This window comes from Pseudomonas palleroniana (assembly GCF_022836895.1).
GTDB classification, from domain to species: domain Bacteria; phylum Pseudomonadota; class Gammaproteobacteria; order Pseudomonadales; family Pseudomonadaceae; genus Aquipseudomonas; species Aquipseudomonas palleroniana.
On the sequence record NZ_CP092411.1, the window covers coordinates 5,460,573 to 5,481,289 of the forward strand.

Annotated in this window: 14 protein-coding genes; 5 read left to right on the top strand and 9 right to left on the bottom strand. The window is 61.5% G+C overall.

The window, feature by feature from the left end:
- Window positions 1–13: 13 nt before the first annotated feature.
- Window positions 14–1,432: an amino acid permease gene (locus tag MJP36_RS24550; protein WP_244384189.1), complete on the bottom strand. Its 1,419-nt coding sequence runs from the start codon at window positions 1,430–1,432 to the stop codon at window positions 14–16.
- 383 nt (window positions 1,433–1,815) lie between these two features.
- Between MJP36_RS24550 and MJP36_RS24555 the strand changes: the two genes are divergently transcribed.
- Window positions 1,816–4,995: a transglycosylase domain-containing protein gene (locus MJP36_RS24555; RefSeq protein WP_244384191.1), complete on the top strand. Its 3,180-nt coding sequence runs from the start codon at window positions 1,816–1,818 to the stop codon at window positions 4,993–4,995.
- On the opposite strand, the gene MJP36_RS24560 is transcribed toward MJP36_RS24555, so the two are convergent.
- From MJP36_RS24560 to MJP36_RS24580, 5 genes are all read right to left on the bottom strand, one after another.
- Entirely contained in the window at window positions 4,953–6,164 is a 1,212-nt protein-coding gene (locus MJP36_RS24560) for a hypothetical protein (RefSeq protein ID WP_244384193.1), read from the bottom strand. The genes MJP36_RS24555 and MJP36_RS24560 overlap by 43 nt on opposite strands.
- Before the next feature lie 10 nt (window positions 6,165–6,174).
- The gene (locus tag MJP36_RS24565) at window positions 6,175–6,663 is read right to left on the bottom strand and encodes a CS1 type fimbrial major subunit (protein WP_244384195.1); all 489 of its coding nucleotides are present in this window, start codon (window positions 6,661–6,663) and stop codon (window positions 6,175–6,177) included.
- 19 nt (window positions 6,664–6,682) lie between these two features.
- Window positions 6,683–7,423: a molecular chaperone gene (locus MJP36_RS24570; RefSeq protein ID WP_244384197.1), complete on the bottom strand. Its 741-nt coding sequence runs from the start codon at window positions 7,421–7,423 to the stop codon at window positions 6,683–6,685.
- 27 nt (window positions 7,424–7,450) lie between these two features.
- Entirely contained in the window at window positions 7,451–9,973 is a 2,523-nt protein-coding gene (locus tag MJP36_RS24575; RefSeq protein ID WP_244384199.1) for a TcfC E-set like domain-containing protein, read from the bottom strand.
- 119 nt (window positions 9,974–10,092) lie between these two features.
- Entirely contained in the window at window positions 10,093–10,593 is a 501-nt protein-coding gene (locus tag MJP36_RS24580; RefSeq protein ID WP_060754462.1) for a CS1 type fimbrial major subunit, read from the bottom strand.
- Between the two features lie 454 nt (window positions 10,594–11,047).
- On the opposite strand from MJP36_RS24580, the gene MJP36_RS24585 reads away from it, so the two are divergent.
- Window positions 11,048–11,590 (top strand): PadR family transcriptional regulator, encoded by a 543-nt coding sequence (locus MJP36_RS24585; RefSeq protein ID WP_060754463.1) that lies wholly within the window; start codon window positions 11,048–11,050, stop codon window positions 11,588–11,590.
- The gene (locus MJP36_RS24590) at window positions 11,587–12,354 is read left to right on the top strand and encodes a siderophore-interacting protein (RefSeq protein WP_161548192.1); all 768 of its coding nucleotides are present in this window, start codon (window positions 11,587–11,589) and stop codon (window positions 12,352–12,354) included. The genes MJP36_RS24585 and MJP36_RS24590 overlap by 4 nt, the downstream gene beginning before the upstream one ends.
- Before the next feature lies 1 nt (window position 12,355).
- On the opposite strand, the gene MJP36_RS24595 is transcribed toward MJP36_RS24590, so the two are convergent.
- Window positions 12,356–12,979, bottom strand: a complete 624-nt coding sequence (locus MJP36_RS24595) for a Pr6Pr family membrane protein (protein ID WP_244384202.1) — start codon at window positions 12,977–12,979, stop codon at window positions 12,356–12,358.
- 4 nt (window positions 12,980–12,983) lie between these two features.
- Window positions 12,984–13,217 carry a VF530 family protein gene (locus tag MJP36_RS24600; protein ID WP_060754466.1) on the bottom strand — a complete coding sequence of 78 codons (234 nt, stop codon included), beginning with the start codon at window positions 13,215–13,217 and terminating at the stop codon, window positions 12,984–12,986.
- A gap of 213 nt (window positions 13,218–13,430) precedes the next feature.
- Here MJP36_RS24600 and MJP36_RS24605 point away from each other — a divergent pair, with 213 nt between their 5' ends.
- The gene (locus tag MJP36_RS24605; RefSeq protein ID WP_244384208.1) at window positions 13,431–15,449 is read left to right on the top strand and encodes a TonB-dependent receptor; all 2,019 of its coding nucleotides are present in this window, start codon (window positions 13,431–13,433) and stop codon (window positions 15,447–15,449) included.
- 438 nt (window positions 15,450–15,887) lie between these two features.
- Complete coding sequence (locus MJP36_RS24610; protein ID WP_060754468.1) at window positions 15,888–18,305, top strand: glucose/quinate/shikimate family membrane-bound PQQ-dependent dehydrogenase; 2,418 nt, start codon at window positions 15,888–15,890, stop codon at window positions 18,303–18,305.
- Window positions 18,306–18,367: 62 nt separating this feature from the next.
- Here MJP36_RS24610 and MJP36_RS24615 read toward each other — a convergent pair whose 3' ends face one another.
- Complete coding sequence (locus MJP36_RS24615) at window positions 18,368–20,704, bottom strand: putative bifunctional diguanylate cyclase/phosphodiesterase (RefSeq protein WP_244384217.1); 2,337 nt, start codon at window positions 20,702–20,704, stop codon at window positions 18,368–18,370.
- Between the last annotated feature and the right edge of the window lie 13 nt (window positions 20,705–20,717).

Below are 20,717 nucleotides of genomic sequence, written 5' to 3' on the forward strand. Positions count from 1 at the left end.
CGCTCCCCCCGCACTAAACGGAGCGTGGCATACCCTCACTCGCGTCGGTCGGCTGCAACTTGAAGGCATAGAACACAAGCGTCAGCAGCACCAGGAACACCGGCCCCACATACAGCGCCACGCGGGTGTCCGGGAAGTACGCCATCAACCCCACGACCAACACCAGGAACGCCAGCGCCAGGTACGAACTGGCCGGGTACAACCACATGCGGTATTTCAACCCGGCCTGTTCTGCGGCGCTCAAGCTTTTACGGAATTTAAGCTGGGCCAGCAGGATCATCAGCCAGGTCCAGATCGCGCCGAAGGTGGCGATGGAGGTGACCCAGACAAAGACTTTCTCCGGCACCAGGTAGTTGAGCAACACCCCCAGCAGCAGCGCGAAGATCGACAACAGCAGGGCGCGACGTGGCACACCGTTGTTCGAGGTCTTGGCGAAGGTCGCCGGGGCCTGGCCGTTCTGCGCCAGGCTGTAAAGCATGCGCCCGGTGCTGAAGATGCCGCCGTTGCACGACGACAGGGCCGCGGTGATCACCACAAAGTTGATGATGCCGGCGGCGGTCTTGATCCCCAGACGCTCGAAGGTCATCACAAACGGGCTGCCTTGGGTACCGATCGCATTCCACGGGTAGATCGACAGAATCACAAACAGCGCCCCCACATAGAACAGCAGGATGCGCCAGAACACCGAGCCGATTGCGCTGGGGATGGTCTTCTGCGGGTTCTTCGCTTCACCGGCGGTCAGGCCGATCATCTCCACGCCCAGGTAGGCGAACATGACCATTTGCAAGGACATCAGGACGCCCTGCACGCCATTGGGCATGAAACCGCCGTGGGCCCACAGGTTGGAAATACCCAGCGCCACGCCATCGTTGCCGAAACCGAACGCAATGATGCCAACGCCGCCGATGACCATCGCAATGATCGTGACGATCTTGATCAGGGCAAACCAGAACTCGAACTCACCGAACGCCTTGACCGCGATCAGATTGATGGTGCCCATGCTGATCAGCGCCGCCAAGGCCCAGATCCAGCGCGGCGTATCGGGGAACCACACGCCCATGTACACCGCGACCGCCGTGATTTCCGCGACACAGGTCACCAGCCACAGGAACCAGTAGTTCCAGCCGGTCAGGAAGCCCGCCAACGGGCCCAGATAATCCTGTGCATAACGGCTGAACGAACCGGCGACAGGGTTGTGCACGGCCATCTCGCCGAGCGCACGCATGATCACCAGGATCGCCAGGCCACCGATGATGTACGACAGCATGATCGCCGGACCGGCCATTTCAATGGCCTTGGCCGAACCCAGGAACAGACCGACACCGATGCAGGCGCCGAGTGCCATCAAGCGAATGTGTCGCTCACCGAGTTCGCGTTTGAGCGGGCCGCCTTGAGCGGTCTCGCCATGGGGCAGGGGGTTGCCGACTGGCATAGGGATACAACCTCATCTTGTTATTGGATAGCCCGTCGCGTTTCACACGCCGTTGCCGGTAAGGCCAGGCGGAAATCGAAACCGGGGCCGTCTCATGAACAGCCCCGCCTTGCAGGGCAAGACGATGGGCCGTGCAGTATAAAAAGCCTCGACCAGTGCCTTTCACTGTAAAAGCCAGTCAATTTAGTGGAAGCGCCCACAATAATGCAATTTCACAGGCGCATATGACCTATACCCGGCGACCAATCGCCGCAGCTGCCGTCGTTCACTCAAGGGCGGATTCAGACGCTTCCCACGCAAAAAATACAATTTCCTCACATCAAGCCCACACCGTCTAAGCTTCAAACAAGTCCGATCAATCTGCGTGAATGGATCAATCGACTATGGGCGCACTGTGGCAAACCGAATCGACCAAGGCTGCGAAACTACAAGGCAGTTCGGAACCAGCGCCTTTACCCCAAAATAAACCCAGGCCCCGCTACGGGCGCCGGCTGTTCTGGCTGATCGTGCTAATGGCGTTGCTGGCCCTGGGCTTTGCCGCCACCAGAGAGATGCGCACTTCACGCCTGCAAGCCGAACAATTGAGCAGGCTGGCCAACCAACTGACCTACCGGCTGGCCGACGGTCCCAGTGATGCCATCGTGTACCCAGGCCCCGGACCGTTTGACCGACGCCTGGGCTACAGCGACCTCGACGACTTCCTGGCCCGCTTGCTCAAACGCGGTTACGTCGTGCAATCCCAGACGCGCTTCTCCCCCCAATTGATGGATTACACCCGCCAGGGGCTGTTCGTGCCCTACGCGGAAAAAATCCAGGCCGGTTTGTCGCTCACCGATTGCCAGGCGCTGCCGCTGTACCAATACACCTACCCGCAACAGCTCTACGCCAGCTTCGCCGCCATTCCGCCGCTGGTAGTCAACAGCCTGCTGTTTATCGAAAACCGTGACCTGCTCGACCCCGCCGCCCCACAGGCCAACCCCGCCGTCGACTGGCCGCGCTTTGCCAAGGCGGCCTGGTCGCAAGTGGCCAAGACCCTGCACCTGCCCGGCCAGAGTGCCGGCGGCAGTACCCTGGCGACCCAGTTGGAAAAGTACCGCCACTCCCCGGACGGCCTGACACTTTCCGGCGCGGAGAAACTGCGGCAGATGTTTTCCGCCGGCGTACGGGCTTACCAGGCGGGACCTGACACCGCGATCGCACGGCAGAATATCGTGCGCGACTACCTCAACAGCGTGCCGTTGTCGGCCGTGCCGGGGCACGGTGAGGTGCACGGCCTGGCCGAAGGTTTGCGGGTGTGGTTCGGCGCCGATTTCAACCAGGTCAACCAGGCGCTGGTGGGCAATGACCTGCAAGCAAAAGCGCTGGCATTGCGCGAGGTGCTGGCGCTGATCATCGCCCAGCGCCGCCCTTCACATTACCTGGTCAAGGGGCGTGACGAACTGGCGCAACTCACCGACAGCCATCTGCGATTGCTGGCCCAGAACGGCGTGATCGACGCGCCACTGCTCAACGCGGCCCTTGGCGCCACGCTCAGCTATCGCGACTGGGTGCAACAACCCACGGTGCAACCGATTGAAACCAACAAGGGCATCAGCGTCGCGCGCAGCCGGGTTGCCGCGTTGCTCAATCGCCCGCTGTACGACCTCGACCGCCTGGACCTGTCGGCGACCAGTACCTTGCAAGGCACCCTGCAGACCCAGGTCAGCGATTACCTCAAGCACCTGGCCGACCCTGACTACGCACGCCAGCTCGGCCTGCTCGGCGAGCGCCTGCTGACCGCCGCCAGCACGCCTCAAGTCCGCTACAGCTTTACCCTGTTCGAGCTGACCCCGGACGGTTCGCGGGTCAGGGTACAGACCGATAACACCGACCAGCCTTTCGATATCAATGAAGGCAGCAAGCTGGAGTTGGGCTCCACGGCCAAGCTGCGGGTGCTCACCACCTACTTGCAAATCGTCAGTGAGCTGCATGATCAATACGCGGCGCAATCCCCCGCCGCGTTGAAAAAAGTGCCGATCAACGATCAGGACCGCCTCAGCCGGTGGGCCATCGACTACCTGATCCAGACCCCGGACAAAAGCCTGGAAAAAATGCTCGACGCCGCCCTTGACCGCACCTACTCGGCCAACCCGGCAGAAGGTTTTTTCACCGGGGGCGGCCTGCATCACTTCCACAACTTTCGCAGCCAGGACAACGGCCGCAGCCCCACCCTGCGCGACGCCTTGCGCGAATCGATCAACCTGCCGTTCATTCGCCTGATGCGCGATATCGTGCGCTATACCACCTACGCAGGCCCCAACAACAGCGCGCAGTTGCTCAAGGACGACAACGACCCTCGGCGCCAGGAATACCTGGCCAGATTCGCCGACCGCGAAGGCACCGCGTTCCTGCTCAGGTTCTGGAAGAAGTATCAGAAAAAAGACACCCAGGCCCGCCTCGATACATTCCTCGACAGTGTCCGTGCGACGCCGATCCGCCTGGCGGCGGTGCATCGTTACCTGCTGCCCGAGGCGAGCCAGGAAAGCTTCAACCGCTTCGTGCGTTCGCACCTAGCCGGCAGCAAGGACGTCGGCAAGCTCAGTGATGAGCGCCTGGCCAAGCTCTATCAAGACTACCGCCCCGGCAGCTATGACTTGCCTGACCAAGGCTTCATCGCCAAGGTCCATCCGCTGGACCTGTGGCTGCTCGGCTACCTGCTCAATCATCCCGACGCCACCTTCGGCGAGGCCGTGAAAGCCAGCCAATTCGAGCGCCAGGAAGTCTACAGCTGGCTGTTCAAGAGCCGTCATCAAAGCGCACGCGACAGCCGCATTCGTACCATGCTGGAGATCGAGGCGTTTCTCGATATCCATCAGCGCTGGCAGGCGGTCGGCTATCCCTTCGATCACTTGGTGCCCTCCCTGGCAACCGCCATCGGCAGCTCCGGTGACCGACCTGCGGCGCTGGCGGAACTGATGGGCATCATCCTCAACGACGGCGTGCGCTCCAAGGTGCTGCGCATCGACAGCCTGCACTTTGGCGCCGACACGCCCTATGAAACCCGCCTGATAAACGACCCCGCGCCCGGCAAGCGGGTCATGCCGGTGGCGGTGGCGCAAGCCCTGCGCGGCGCGCTGTCCCAGGTGGTGGATGCGGGGACGGCAAAACGCGTCTCCGGCAGTTTCAAACTGGCCGACGGCACCCCGCTTGCCATGGGCGGCAAGACCGGTACCGGCGACAACCGCATCGAAGCCATCGGCGCCGGCGGCCGGGTGATCAGCTCCAAGTCGATCAACCGCACCGCGACCTTTGTGTTCTACCTGGGCGACAGTCATTTCGGCACGCTCACCGCTTTCGTCCCTGGCCGCTCGGCGGAACACTTCACCTTCACCTCGGCCTTGCCGGTGCAAGTGCTCAAAGGCATGGCACCGATCCTGATGCCGTACTTGCAACCGGGTAGCCATACACAATGCATGCCGGCCGCGGAAAACCGCCAGGCCAATGGCGAAGCCGGCGCAAGGGCATGGGGCTCGGCAAGCGCCTACAACCCCGAGTCCCACACCACGGTGGCCGTGCCTGAATAGGCGCTGCCACCCCCGTGATCGAGCATCTGCGACACGCTGTCCGCCTTGATCTCAAAGTGCAGGGTGCTGGGCTTGCGGTCGATGTACCGCGTCGGCTGGAATAACTGGGTGCCCACACCGTCCAGGCGCAAGGGCAGCCGGTTGACCGGGCGCCCAACGCTGTCGTTCAACCCGACGGGCAAGGTGACGGCGACGTCCAGCGGGACTTGATCGCCCGCTGCGTTGCGCATACTGCAGGTATTGCCCATGGGCTCGCCGCATTCCAGGGTCATCTTGAATGGCGAGCTGGCCCACAGGTTGACGGTCTGATCGCGGAACAGTCGCGTGGGTTTGCGTCCGTTTTTCAACCACGCCTGCCAGCCCTCCTGGGGTTCGAGTTGCACACGATTGCCACCCGGCGGCACCTCGACCTTGAGGTGGTGATCGACGTCCAGGGTAAAGTTAAAGGTGAGTTGATTGTCGTTGGGCTGCATGATGTCACCGAAATCGAAATCCGCCCGGGGGCCTACGCTGTAAGTGATGCTGCCGGTGTACACACCGCTGTCCATGGTCAGCGGGTTCGGAGTGCTGAGTTCGTAGGAGTACTCGAACACCGGGTAGCGGATGTCCGGGATATCCTTGATCGCAGCCATGTCACAGGCGCCGACGTTGAGCGGCGTGATCCAGGACCACAAGAAAAACGTATTGTTACCCGTGCCATAGTTGGTCCCCAGGCAAGGTGCAGGGGCATATTTCCAGCCAATGGCGCCCCTGGCCCAGACCGTTTGGCCCACCCCTCCGTACAAATCGAAACGACCACCGATACCGGCGATGCGCATCCTCACCGTTTCCGACGCGCCTGTGACTGCATGGCTGACGGTCACATCGCGCCACTCGCTGGGCACCTTGAACATCGCGCCTTTGCGTACGTCGGTATGGCCGCCCTGGATCGGCACGCTGGATGAGAAGGTCAGGTCGCTGGTGCGGATGCTGAAAATCCCCAGAGCCTTGCAGCGCTCAGGGATGTGCCAGGGGCAGATCCCGCTCTCGGGTGTGGTGTTGACGAAACGGTTGAGCAAGGGGTTGGACGGGTCCGGGCGAAATACCGCCGTGATGTCCTGGGTGAGAGCCTGCGCGGCCAGCGGTAACAGCAACGCCAGCGCACACACGGCGCGAATAATCAACTTCATCAAAGAAACCTCATGAGCCCGGCGCAGTAGCGTCGAACACCACCCGCACCGTGCCGTAGTAATTGCCGGGAAGGTAGTCGTCGGCGGGTTTGATCGCGACGATTTCCAGCGGGACGCGCCTGCCGGGCTTGGCTTCGGCGGTGGACACCACTTCGCTGCGCTCCAGGCTCAATTCCTGCCGGTTGAAACTCACACGCAGGTCGATACGGTCGCTGCCGTTGTAGAGAAATGGCTGTTCCTCAAGCCGTGCGCCGATGGCGCCGCCGATATTTTTCACATCGAACTGCGCGCGCAGCGGGCTCAACTGCGACGACACCGGGTTGTAGTCCAGGCGTTGTTCGCGGTGGAACAACTGCGGGTCGACCGGCAACACATAAAAGTCCGGCGTGGGGATCTCGACAAACACTTCGAACGTCTCCCGCTCGAGCGCCGCCCGGTTGGGAGTGGCGGTCAGCAGGCTGACGATGGAGACAGCGGCGCACATCAGTAACTTGAGCATTTTTTGCCTCGGCACGGGATCAACCCTTGATCTCAACGGTTTTCTTCGCGGAGCCTTCGATCAGGTTGAAGCGGTATTCGCGCCCCGCTTCCTTGTCGAAGCTGAAACTGCGACCGGCCATGATGTGGTGCTTGACGGTGGGCCGGCAGTCACGCGGGTCGTCGACCCGGCAGTCCTTGAATTCATCCACCACCACGACGCTGTTGCCGTTGTTGCGCAGGGCGTAGCGCCTGGCGGCGTTATCGGCCTGGGTGTCGAAACGCGTGTTTTTCGGGCGCACGAAAAACACCGTGCCGTAGCCTGCGAGCACCCGCACACCGGCGGCGAGGTTGTCTTTGTATTCGGCGCGCTCTTCATCGGTAAGGGCGAATTCATCTTCGCTCTGTGGCACGACGGGCACGAAGCGCACGCGGAAATATCGCTCCTTGTCGCGGTTGCCCATGAACAGCAAGCGCGTGCCCTGGGTACCGTTGGCCGGCACGATCAGCCGCGCCGGGCTGGCCATCAGGCCGTCGCGGGCGGTGCCGCCGACGTGGTCCTGCAACGGCACTTCCCGGTAGCTGCCATCGGCGGCGTAGATCATCTCGAGAATGTTGACCTTGACGAAAGCCGTGGAGGTGCCGCCGTTGAACACGCGCTTCATATAGGTACTTTTTTCCGCATCCAGGTAGTCGTAGACCACCCCGACATTGATCTGCGGGCCGGCGTGGCTGCCCAGCGAAAACAGCGTGGCGCCTAACAGCATGCAAAAACGTTTCATTGCTTGAACCTCAACGGATAAAGGGTTTCAACCGGCGGTTTGCGTGCCATGCACCACATCGGCCAGGGTGTCCGGCGTACAGCTGAGGTCGCCGATCATCAGCACGTCGCCTTCGCGGCGGGCGGTGCCCGGGTCCACGCGGAACTGGCAGAGCAATTGATTGGCAAAGCTCACTTGCAGGGTGGGTGTACCGGCGTGCATTTCCAGGGAGAAGAACCCGTCCACTTCGCTGACCCCACGGCTGGCGTGGTTGATCACGTGATGGCCCTTGAGCGGTTTACCCTGGGCATCGAGCAACCGTCCGAGCACGGTGACGGTTTGCATCACACTGATCTTGCGATAGTCCACGCCGCCCTTGTTCAGGTGGTAGTTGCTGCGCGCCGGCTGGATAGCGGCGGCCGGTGGGTGGTTGCCTTCGAAGTCAAAGCTCAGGGTGCTGCTCTTGTAAGCGGTGATCGGCACAAAGTTGCGCCCGGGGCGCAAGGTGGCGCTGCCACCGGCCAGGTCATCGGCGCGCAGGGTGATGTCGTCGAGGTCGGTCTCGACATCCACGATCATCCCGGCCCCTCCGGTGTGGTACTGGCTGCTGAGCACCATGTTTTGCGCGCCTACGGCGACGGTGCTATTGAGGTTCAGGCCGCCGCTGAGCTTGTCGTTGAACGAAGAGCGCTGCAAAAATGCGTCGCCGTAGAGCGCTTCGGTCTGGAAGCTGCTGCGACCGGACAAGCCGACGCCATAGGTATCCGCCGTCGTCGTGGCCGAGACGCTCTGCAGGAAGTGATCATCCAGACTGCGCTGGTAGGTCAGCGAGCCATTGTTGTCGCGGCCGCCATCGCGCGCAGTGCGTGTGCCGAGGCTGGCCGACCATTGCTCGCCTGGTCCCCCAAGGGCGAGGCTGACGCTGATGTCGACACCCCGGTTACGCTTGTCGCCGGTACTGGCCGTGGCCGGGCGATCGAACACCGAAACACGCCAACTGGCATCGCTGCCCAACACCGTACCGCGCTGGTTCCAGCCCAGGTCCAGGCCGAGACCTTCGATGTTGCTCTGGCTGTAGGACAGCCGGGAGTTGATCGAACTCTTGTTGCTCAGGCGATGGTTGATCGACAACGACGAATTGCTGGCCTGCCCGACGAAGGTGCTGCGCGGCCGCACTCGCGTGCCATCGGGCAAGGTTTCATAGGTGCGGCGCGTGTCGAGCCAACTGCGGTTGTGGCTGGCCACGAGGCTGCCATGGCCGTAGCTGTACAGGCCCTGGATATCCAGGCCGGTGCCGTGATCCTGGGTCTGGTAGACATTGGCATATACGCTGGTGGCGTTAGCCAGGGTCCAGTCGACCGACACGCCATTTTGCAGCTTCTCGCGCACCTTGCGTGTCGACAAACCCAGGATGACCCGGGGGTGGGCCAGGTAGTTGGCGCTGGCACCATAGGTCATGAAGCCGCTGGCCTGTTCGTCCCAGTTGCTCAGCAGTTTGCTCTCGCGCCCGAGGAAGCTGCTGTAACGCCAGCGCTCGTCGGCGTTGCGCCAGTTGTTGGGTTTGTAGACCAGTTCCTGGGTGGTGGAGGTGGTGCGGCCGTCTTCGACCAGGCGCACTTCCACCTCGTAGATACCGCCGGGGAGTGGCCGAGTGTAGAGGGTCTGCAACCCGGCTGCCACGGCCTGGCTGTTAAGCAGCAAGCCGTTGCGGTAGATCTCCACCGAAGCCTGGCGGCTGGCGGTGACATAGATCGGGTACACGCTGGGCTTGGGGTTGTTGATCAGCAGGCTGTCGGAGCTGCCATACATCACGCCCACGGCGGTGTCGGGGTTGGCGCCGAACGCACGTATCTGTCGGGTCAGACCGTCGGAGCCTGGAGTGAAATAACCCAGGCGCAGGAATTGGCCTTGCAGTTCGCGCTGGCTATAAAGCTCGTGTACAGCGTGGTAAAGGGTGGTGTCGGTGCCGCCGAGGCGTGACAACTGCAGGTTCAACGCCTGGGTCCAGTTGCCGATGCTGGAGCTGGCCTCCAGGCCATAGCGCCCGCCGAGTTGCTCCTCGGCGCCACCGTTGAGGTTGAGTTGATTATTCAAGATCAAGCCCACGCTGCCCGTTTCAGGCTGATCGTAATACCGTTTGACTTCGGCATTACGCTCGACATTTTCGGTGAGGATCGAGACCAACGAATTTTCAATACTGTAGTGCACCGCCAATAATTGCGACGGGCAACTTCGCTCACAACTTCCCAGGGGCATGCCCTGTTGCAGGAGTTGCTGCCACTTATCGCGTTCACCGGCTGAAAACTGACTGTCGGCAACATCGCCGAACGCCAGTAACGTGATGCGATCATCCCGCCCCAGCACGATCATCGCCTCGCCGAGAAACTGTTGATCGAGTTCGACGCGCACGGCCAGCGGCACATCGAAGAAGTGTTGTTCGAAATCACTGGGCAACTCCTTGGATTGCGACAACAGGCTGCGCGGCGTGGTGCCAGGCGCTGAGGGCGCTGCCAGTGCGCTGGCGCACAGCGATAGCGCCAGGGCGCCCGCGATAGGCGTCATCGGAAACATGAACGGAATACTCACTTTTACGGACAGCCGAAGCTGTCAAACGGGGCGGCGGCCAGGACAGGCCACCGCCCCTTCATCAACGCCTGGCGCTCAACCAGGCGCTCCACGACACGGCGGCGTTACAGTGCCGGCGCGCGCGGCACAGCGTCGAAGATCACGGTGTAGTTGGCGGTGTACAGGCCGTTCTGGTTGTCCGCCGGTTTGGCCGGAGTAATCACCAGGTCAGCCTGGGTGCCTGGGGTGGATTGCGGGTCATCCACCACTTCTTGCGGTGAGGCGGTCAGCACGACGCCGTTGAAGGTGTTGGTCAGCGCAATACTGTTGCTGCCGTTGTACAGCGCGGCTGCCGTAGGGCCACCTTCAATGTAGGCGTGCACGGAGCCATCGGTATGTTTGACGCTGAAGGTTGCGCGCAGCGAGCTCAGCTCACCGCTGACGGGGTTGTAGCTCATGACTTCGTCTTTACCGAAGTTGGGGTCCAGCGGCTGGGCGTGGAACTGCTTGGTGGGAATGTCCGCCTTGATCTGGATGGAAGTGCGCGCATCATCCGCGGCAAACGCCAGGGACGAACCCAGTACAGCGGCAACCAGTGGCGAGGCAATGGCGATTTTTTTCAACATGACTGAATACCTGTTTTCTAACGTAAAGGAGTTGGCGTTACAGAACGCGCTTTAGCGTTTCCAATAACGTGCATTGACAACTTCGCAAGTTTCAAAGCGACACAAGTATCCCGTGAGTTTTCCAACACGTAAGCAGGTGGTTTCCTTGTACTGGGTAGCCGGACAACGATCAAGTCAATAGGAAAAATATAGCACTTTGCCAAAACTTATTAATTAGCTGTAAGAAGAAAACTACGCACAATTAAACGAAATATTTTATTGGCGGATCATTCCGTCAGAACGATATTACAACCCGTCATTTATACAACTAACAAAGTTCTTTCCGGATATGAATTCACCGTGCTGCCACGCGTAAACACAGCGACAGCGATAGATGAGCCATTCGTCCGAAGGGCTTGCGTTCGCCTTAAGATATATCTTACGTTATATCTAACCAAAACGGAGAGCCAAGCACATGAGAGAGCATCACCCCCACCATCCCCATCATCACGACGGCTTTGAAAAACGCCCGGGACGCGAACGCGGCGGCCGAGGCCCTCGGGTATTTGCACCCGGAGACCTGAAATTGCTGCTGCCGGCGCTGATCGCTGAGCAGCCGTGCCATGGCTACGACCTGATCCGCCAGATAGAAAGCCTGTTCGATGGCACCTACAGCCCCAGCCCTGGTGTGATTTACCCGACCCTGACCTTTCTGGAAGAGAGCGAACTGATCACCGGCGATACCGAAGGCGGAAAAAAACGCTACACAATCACCGACGCCGGTCGTCTCTTCTTAAGCGAGCAAGCCGTTGCCCTGGAGGGTGTACGCATGCGTCTCGACGTCAGCAAACGTTCGCTGCGTGGTCACGACCGCCCGCCGGAAATCCACGAAGCGGTACACAACCTGCGCCATGCCTTGCATTCGCACCACGGGCGCTGGAGCCCGGAAGAAATCGTTCGTGTCGCGGCGCTGCTCAACGGCACCGCTCAAGCCATTGCCGACGGGAAAGCTCAATGAATACTCAAGCCATCCATCGCGTTACCCATGAAATCAAACGTCGCCGCCTGCAAGTGTTGAGGGTGGTGGATATCACCCCGCGCATGCGCCGCATCACCCTGGGCGGCCCTGAGCTTGCGGGTTTTGTCAGCCTGGGCAGTGACGATCACATCAAACTGCTGTTCCCACAGAACGCCGCCGAACAGGCAGCACTGGAGAGCCCGACCTTCACGATCAAGGGCGACGGCCCGCAGCCCGCCATGCGCGACTACACGCCACGGCGCTTCGACCTGAGCATCGGCGAGCTGGACATCGACTTTGTCCTGCACGGTGACGGCCCTGCCTCGACGTGGGCAGAGCAGGCGCAGGTCGGCCAGCACCTCTATATCGGTGGGCCTCGGGGCTCGATGATCGTGCCGGATATGTTCGACAGCTACCTGTTGATCGGCGATGAAACCGCCCTGCCCGCCATCGCCCGCCGCCTGGAAGAACTGCCGGCCGGGCGCCAGGTATTGGCGGTGATCGAGATCGCCAACGCGGCGGAACGGCAACCCCTCGAAAGTGCTGCCGACGTGAAAGTGATCTGGGTGATCCGTGGCCAGGATGACCTGCTGGAAACCGTACGCACGCTGACGCTGCCGAGTGGTTCGCTGTACAGCTTCGTGGCGACCGAAAGCAAACTGTCGCGCCAGGTGCGTCGTGTATTGCTGGACACGCACCGGGTCAATGAAGAATTCCTCAAGGCCGTAGGCTACTGGCGTGCCGACGGTAGCGACGAGGAGTGAATCAGGCGTGGGGCTTGATGAGTCTGTCCAGCCCCACCACCGCCAGCGCGATCGCGACAAACCCCGCCAGAATCCCCCCGGCATTCACAAACACTTGTGGATAACCCAGGGTGCCGACATCGATGAACGGGTACTGATACTGCCCGAGCAAAGCGCCCCGCAGCAGCACATAGCCGAAGTACACCAGTGGGTAGATCACCCAGGCGCCGATATGCCCGAGGCGCAAATGGCCCTTGGGCACACACCGCCACCAATAGATCAAAAACAGCACCGGCATCACGTCATGCAGCAGTTCATCGGCGATGAATTGAAAGCCTGCAGGGCTCCACAAATGCCGCAGCAACAGGTTGTAGGCCAGGCTGACCACGATGATGCTCACAGCGATCCCACTGCTGACCGTAGGCGCCAGGAAAAACCGCCTGGCCGCTGAATCCCGGTTGACCAGCGCATAGCTCAGCACCACGACCACCAGAGTATTGGTCAGTACCGTGAAGAAACTGAAAAAGTTGATCAACCCGCCCAACAGGCTGGCATCGGTGAGCCAGCGCGAATAGAAAATCAGGTACTGCTGAATCGCCAACCCGACCCAACCGGCCAGTGCCGCCGTGGCCACAAAGCGCTTCATGGGATCAATCCAGCGGGCGTTTGGTGCGCATCAGCTTCACGTACAACCCTTCGACTTTCTCCCGCGCCCATGGGGTTTTGCGCAGGAACGTCAGGCTCGACTTGATACTCGGATCGCTCTTGAAACAGCGGATATCGATGCGTTCGGCCAGGCCCGCCCAATCGTAATGTGCCACCAGGGTGGTGAGGATATGTTGCAGAGTCACACCGTGGAGCGGGTCGTTGCTTGTCGCGGTCATGCCAGGCCTTTTGCAAAAAGAGAAAACACAGCCGCGCACCTTAGCCGACGAGGCGTACAGGTGGAAGCACTGCATTGAATATAGCCCTCGGAGAAAAGTTCCCGCTATCCAGCTGAAAAAGAGATGTTATATTGTAACGACAAATATCAAATGTAATGATCTCGATACCGTCTTGAACCTGCTCTTTTTCGCTGTTTTGCCAAGGAATGTCCGATGTCCCTCTTCCCTCTCTGGCGCTTGACCCCGCTCGCCGCCGCCTTGTTGATCTGCTCCGAAACCCACGCCCTGGAGCTGCAACCTCAAGTCATCACCGCCAACCCGCTGGGCAGCGAGCAACTCGCTTCGCCCACCACCGTGCTCGCAGGCGACGACCTGACCCTGCAACAAAAAGGCAGCCTGGGCGAAACCCTCAACAAGCAACCCGGTGTGTCGTCTTCGTACTTTGGCCCCGGCGCCAGCCGACCGATCATTCGTGGCCAGGATGGCGACCGCATTCGCATCCTGCGCAATGGCGTGGGCGCGCTGGATGCCTCGTCCCTGTCCTATGACCACGCCGTACCGCTGGACCCGATCAACGTTGATCGCATCGAGATCGTGCGCGGCCCAGCGGCGCTGCTGTACGGCGGCAGTGCCATCGGGGGCGTGGTCAACACGTTCGACAACCGCATCCCCACCGAGGCCATCGAAGGTATCCACGGTGCCGGAGAGTTGCGCTACGGCGGCGCCGACACCACCCGCAGCAGCGCGGGCAAACTGGAGGCCGGGAATGGCACCTTCGCCTTGCATCTGGATGCCAATGCACGGGAATTCAATGACCTGAAAATCCCGGGTTATGCACGCAGCCGTCACGCCCCTGAAAGTGAAGACGGCCCTGGCAAAGATGGCCGGCTGGGCAACAGCAGCGGGCGCCAGGACGGCGGTGCGCTGGGGGGTTCCTACACCTGGGACGACGGTTATGCCGGCCTGTCCTACAGCAACTACGACAGCAACTATGGTTCGCCCGCCGAGCAGGACGTGCGTATCCGCATGAAGCAGGACCATTACGCCTTTGCCTCCGAGTTGCGCAACCTGCAAGGCCCGTTCAGTTCGGTGAAGGTCGACGCGGGGTATACCGATTACCAGCACCGGGAGATTGAAGGCGGCGAGACCGGCACCACCTTCAAGAACAAGGGCTATGAAGCGCGGGTCGAGGGCCGTCACCTGCCTATCGGTCCGTTCGAGGGTGTGGTCGGTGCCCAGGTGAATCGCAACGAGTTCTCGGCCCTCGGCGAAGAAGCCTTCGTGCCACAGACCGATACCAACGCCGGCGCGCTGTTCATCCTCGAAGAAATGCAAGCCACCGAGCGCCTGAAACTCAGCCTTGGCGGGCGCCTGGAACACACCCACATCGACCCGGATGCCAAAGGCAACGCGCGTTTCGCCAATGCCGACCACTCCAATGACTTCAACGCGGGCAGCCTGTCATCAGGCGCGGTGTATAGCCTCACGCCGGTGTGGTCCCTGGCTGCCACCCTGGGCTACACCGAGCGCGCCCCGACATTCTATGAGCTGTACGCCAACGGCGCCCATGTCGCCACCGGCACTTACGAAGTGGGCGATGCCAACTTGTCGAAAGAAAAAGCTGTGTCCAGCGACCTGGCCCTGCGTTTTGACAACGGTACCCACAAGGGCAGCTTTGGCGTGTTCTACAGCCGCTTCTCCAACTACATCGGTTTGCTGGGCAGCGGTCGCACGCTGAACGATGAAGGTGAAGAAGACGCCGGCGGGATCCCTGAGTACAAATACTCCGGCGTACGCGCACGTTTCGCCGGCTTCGAAGCCCAGGATCACTGGAAGTTGGGCGAAGGTGCCTACGGCAAATTCGCGCTGGAACTGTCGGGCGATTACACGCGCGCCACCAACCTGGACACCGGCGAAGCCTTGCCACGCATCGCGCCGCTGCGTTTGAACAGCGGTTTGCTGTGGGAACTGGACCGCTGGCAGGCACGCATCGATGTGGAACATGCAGCGGGTCAAGGCCGTGTGCCGGCTAACGAAAGCGGCACCGACGGCTACACCACCTTGGGCGCCAGCGCGGGTTACCGCTTCAATGTAGGCGGCAGCGAGTGGCTGGCGTTTGTGAACGGCGAAAACCTGACCAACCAGACCGTTCGCTACGCCAGCTCGATTCTGCGTGATATCGCACCAGCTCCAGGGCGCAGTGTGCAATTGGGCATCCGCACCACCTTCTAAAATCACAGCCAAACCCTGTGGGAGGGGGCTTGCTCCCGATGACGCAGTTCCAGTCGCTGTAGCCAATGACTGAATCACCGCCATCAGCAGCCCCCTTTTTTCATCCTGTTTTTGCAGCGACATTTAGTCACTGTTACCAAAACTGAAACGATGCATCTTGCGATTCGTGCTTTCTCTTGTTTCGCCGCCGCATTATCCTTGCCCGCAATAAACTGAAACGTTTCACGCCTGCGGTCGACCCCATCTTGCCGAATTTTTTCCTTTTTAAAGACAGCGCTGTCTTACCCCGACCTGCGCCTGGGAATAAATCACCCGCCTGTGGATAACCCCGCTGCACCCCAGAAAAACCAAAAACAACGATGAACCAAGCCCGCGCTGAATCGTCATCTACAGTGAAGCACGGGGTTACATAATTCCAACGTAACGGAGAAACACACTATGAGCACTGATGGTGCCTCAAGCCCAAGCCGCCTGCTGCCCAGGCTGCTAGGCGTCTTGCTGCTGATCATGGGCCTGGCCTTGCTGGCCGGTGGCGTCAAGCTGAGCATGCTCGGCGGGTCGCTGTACTACCTGCTGGCCGGTATCGGCATCGCCCTGACCGGCGTGTTGCTGCTGGCTACTCGCCGTGCTGCGCTGGGCCTGTACGCACTGGTGCTGTTCGCCAGCACCGTGTGGGCGCTCTGGGAAGTCGGCCTGGACTGGTGGCAATTGGTGCCGCGCCTGGCGCTGTTGTTCGCCTTGGGCATCGTCATGTTGCTCCCGTGGTTCCGTCGCCCGCTGCTGCGCGGCCAAGCGGCGCCGCTGGGCACTGGGGCACTGAGCGTGGCCGTGGTATTGGCCGGTGCAACGGCGCTGGCCAGCCAATTCACCAACCCGGGTGAAATGGTCAAGACCGGCCAACTGGACCGTGACGCCGTACCTGGCATGGCCAGCGCAGCGCCGAGCCAGGCCGACGGTGAATGGAACTCCTATGGCCGTTCGGCCTTCGGTGATCGTTACTCGCCACTGGCCCAGATCACCCCGGAAAACGCGCACAAGCTGGTGCCGGCCTGGACCTACCGTACCGGTGACATCCCCGGCCCTGGCGACCCCGGTGAAACCACTGCGGAAAACACCCCGCTGAAAGTCAACGGCATGCTCTATGTGTGCACGCCGCACAGCCAGGTGATTGCCCTGGACCCGGACACCGGCAAGGAAATCTGGCGTTTCGACCCGAAGCTGAGCACCGAAGGTGCGGCCAACTTCAAGGGTTGGGCGCACATGACCTGCCGTGGCGTGTCGTATCACGATGACGCCGTGTACGCTTCCGAGCAGAGCCCTACCGGCAGCGCGAGCCCGGCGCCGGTCAGCGCCGTATGCCCGAAACGCATTTTCGTGCCGACTGCCGACACCCGCCTGATCGCCCTGAACGCCGACACCGGCAAGATGTGCGAAGACTTCGGTGACAAAGGCCAGGTCGACCTGCGTGCCAACATCGGCAGCTTCGCTCCAGGCGGTTACTACTCCACTTCGCCTCCGGCCGTGACCAAGAACCTGGTCGTGATCGGCGGTCACGTGACCGACAACGTCTCCACCGACGAGCCAAGCGGTGTGATCCGCGCGTTCGACGTACACACCGGCAAGCTGGTGTGGAACTGGGACAGCGGCAACCCGGACGACACCACCCCGTTGGCCGAAGGCAAAACCTACACCCGCAACTCGCCGAACATGTGGTCCATGTTCAGCGTCGATGAAAAGCTCGGCATGTTGTACCTGCCGATGGGCAACCAGATGCCCGACCAGTATGGTGGCGACCGCACCCCGGCCTCTGAGAAATACAGCGCCGGCCTGACCGCACTGGATATCGACACCGGCCACGTGAAGTGGACCTTCCAGTTCACTCACCATGACCTGTGGGACATGGACGTGGGCGGCCAGCCAAGCCTGATCGACATCAAGACCGCCGACGGCGTCAAGCAAGCGGTGATGGCATCGACCAAGCAAGGCAGCATCTACGTACTGGACCGCAGCAACGGCCAACCGGTAGTGCCGATCAATGAAATCCCTGTACCGCAAGGCGCAGTGGCCGGCGATCACACCTCCCCGACTCAACCGAAGTCCGACCTGAACTTCATGCCACCGCCGCTCAAAGAGCGCGACATGTGGGGTGTGACGCCGTTTGACCAACTGATCTGCCGGATCGATTTCAAGTCGATGCGCTACGACGGCCCATTCACGCCGCCATCGCTGCAAGGCTCGATCGTGTACCCCGGTAACTTCGGTGTGTTCGACTGGGGTGGTATCTCCGTCGACCCGGTCCGCCAGATCGCATTCGTGAACCCGAGCTACATGGCGTTCAAATCGAAACTGATCCCGGCTGCCGACATCGCCAAGCAAGGCCCACGTGTCAGCGAAACCGAAGGCGTACAGCCGAACAAAGGCGCGCCGTATGGCGTGATCCTCGAAGCGCTGCTGTCGCCGATGGGCCTGCCGTGCCAGGCTCCGGCCTGGGGTTACGTGGCAGCGGTCGACCTGACCACCCACCAAACCATCTGGATGCATAAAAACGGCACCGTGCGTGACAGCTCGCCGGTTCCGGTCCCACTGACCATGGGCGTGCCAAGCCTGGGTGGTACGTTCACTACCGCCGGTGGCGTAGCGTTCCTCAGCGGCACCCTGGACCAGTACCTGCGTGCCTATGACGTGAAAAACGGCAAGCAACTGTGGGAAGGCCGCCTGCCTGCAGGCGCGCAAACCACACCGATGACCTACACCGGCAAGGACGGCAAGCAATACGTGCTGGTCATGGCCGGCGGTCACGGCTCCCTGGGCACCAAGCAGGGTGACTATGTGATGGCGTTCAAACTGCCGGACTAAGCAATCCCGGCGGCAAAACACAGGCGGCTATCCACGGATAGCCGCCTTTTTTATGCCCGGCGCTAGACCGAAAAGCCCTGATGCCGCATCCACATCTCGAACGCCATGGCATTCAACGGCCGGCCGATCAGGTAGCCCTGGGCGGTGTCGCACTTCCATTGCTTGAGCAATTTCAGGCTGGGCTCGAATTCCACGCCCTCGGCGACGACCTTGAGCCCCAGGTTGTGGCTCATCTCGATGGTCGAGCGCACGATCACACCGTCACCGGTGGTGCTGTCGAGGTTGCGCACAAACGATTGGTCGATCTTCAATTCCTGCACCGGCAGGCGCTGCAATTGCGCCAGCGACGAATAACCCGTGCCGAAATCATCCACCGACAAGCTGATGCCACATCCACGCAGCTGTTCCAGCACGCTGAGCGCCTGCTGCGGGTTATGCATGATTGCGCTTTCGGTGATTTCAAAGATCAGCCGCTCGGCCGCCACCTCGTATTGCACCAGCAAGGCGGTGACGCGAATGGCCAGGTCATCATCGGCCAGATCATCCACGGAAATATTCACCGACACCTGCATAGGCAAGCCCCGTTGCCCCCACTCGGCGATTTGCCGCACCGCCTCTTCGATCACCCACAGGGTCAGGGCGCCCATGCTGCCGGTGCGCTCGGCCAAGGGGATGAACTCGCTGGGCGACACCAGGCCCAGGGTCGGATGCTGCCAGCGTAACAGCGCTTCCGCCTGGCGCACGTGGCCCTGGTTGAGGTCGAGCTTGGGCTGGTAGCACAGGAACAATTCGCCCTCGATCACCGCACGGCGCAGATCGCGGATCAGGGTGATCTGGCGCTGGTGGGCCAAGTCGCGGTCCTGCTGGTAGATCTGCAAGTAGCCCGGCGAGGCCGCCGCGTCATGCCGGGCGATGGCGGCGCGGCTGATCAACTCGTCTACCTGCTGGCCGTCGGCGGGGTACGCGGCGATGCCGATACTCACCTCATGGCGCACTTCGTCATGGCCGATGCGCTGGGGCTCGGTGAGCAGCCCATACAGGTGGTCGGCACGCGCCACGGCGCGGTCAATCTCGGTGTTTTCCAACAGCAGCAGAAACTCGCTGCCGGCAATGCGCGCGGCCGTGTCGCTGGCCAGCAGGCTCATGGACAAGCAGCGGCTGGCTTCGCGCAGCATGTCCTCGACACCTTCAGGGCCGAAGCCTTCGTTGATCACCCGGTAGTTTTCAATGCCGATATATAACAACACCACCGGGCGTCGGGCGCTGATCGCACTGCCCAGGCGCTCCATGGCCAGGGCGCGATTGGGCAGGCCGGTGAGCGGGTCATGCAGGGCATTATGGGCCAACTGCCGCTCACGCACGGCGATACCGCTTTGCATCGCATTGAAGGCCCGGGCCAGCAAGCCGAACTCGTCGTGGCTGCGAACCCGTACGGCGGTGCGATAGTCACCCGCCCCAATCCGCCCGGCCGCCGCCACCAAGGCATCGAGTGGCCGCGATACGCGGCGCGCCAGGAACAGCGCGGCCGCCAGTGCTACCAGCAGCACGGCCAGGGCAATCCCGAGAAATTGCCGGTCCAGCGGCGCAAAGGACTCCAAGGCGTGGTCCAGCGGGCTTTGCAGCAAGACGCGCACCTCATCGCCATCACCGGTATTGGCCAGCGGCAGAACCTGGCTGAGTACACGCTTGCCATGAAACACGCCGACCTGCGCTTCGGGGTTCAAGTGCACGTCACGCAGCCGCTCGATGATGCTGGCCTGGTACTCGTAGGGCTGGGTGGTGAACAGGCGGCCGACCTGGCCGTCCTGCACGCTGAGGAAGGACACCTCCAGGTTGCTCATGGAGCGCAGCTCATTGGCGAACAGCGTGTCCATGGGAAAACCCATGACCACTCGGGCGATGGGCTGCGGGTCGAGGACCACATCCTGCACCAGCAAGTAAGGCTGCCCGTCCATCGCCACGATCAGCATCTGCAGCCCGCTGCGTCGCGCCTGCCGCAAGGCATGGTCATAGGGAAACGGCTGACCGCGGGTGAGTATCGGCAAGGTACTGACCATGACCTGCCCCTCCAGGTCCAGCACGAACACCTCGCTGGAACTGATACCGCCGCCATGCCGACGCAACTCGGCCAGGATAGGTTCACTGCGGCCGGCGGCGACGGCCTGCATGAACGGGCCATCGGCGGTGAGCCAGTCCAGCCCGGATTGCAACCGACGCCCGCGCAGGTCCAGCAGGCGCTCGAACACTTGGCGGCCGGTTTCCAACTGCACCTCGGCCTGGTTCTCCACGGCGCGAGTGGTGGCGGCCTGTACGGCAAAGTAAGTGGCCGCAACTACCACCAGTAGCAACAGCGCCAACACCCCGGCAATGCGGGTCTGAAAAGTGTGACGCCACTTCATCGCAGTGCCCTCG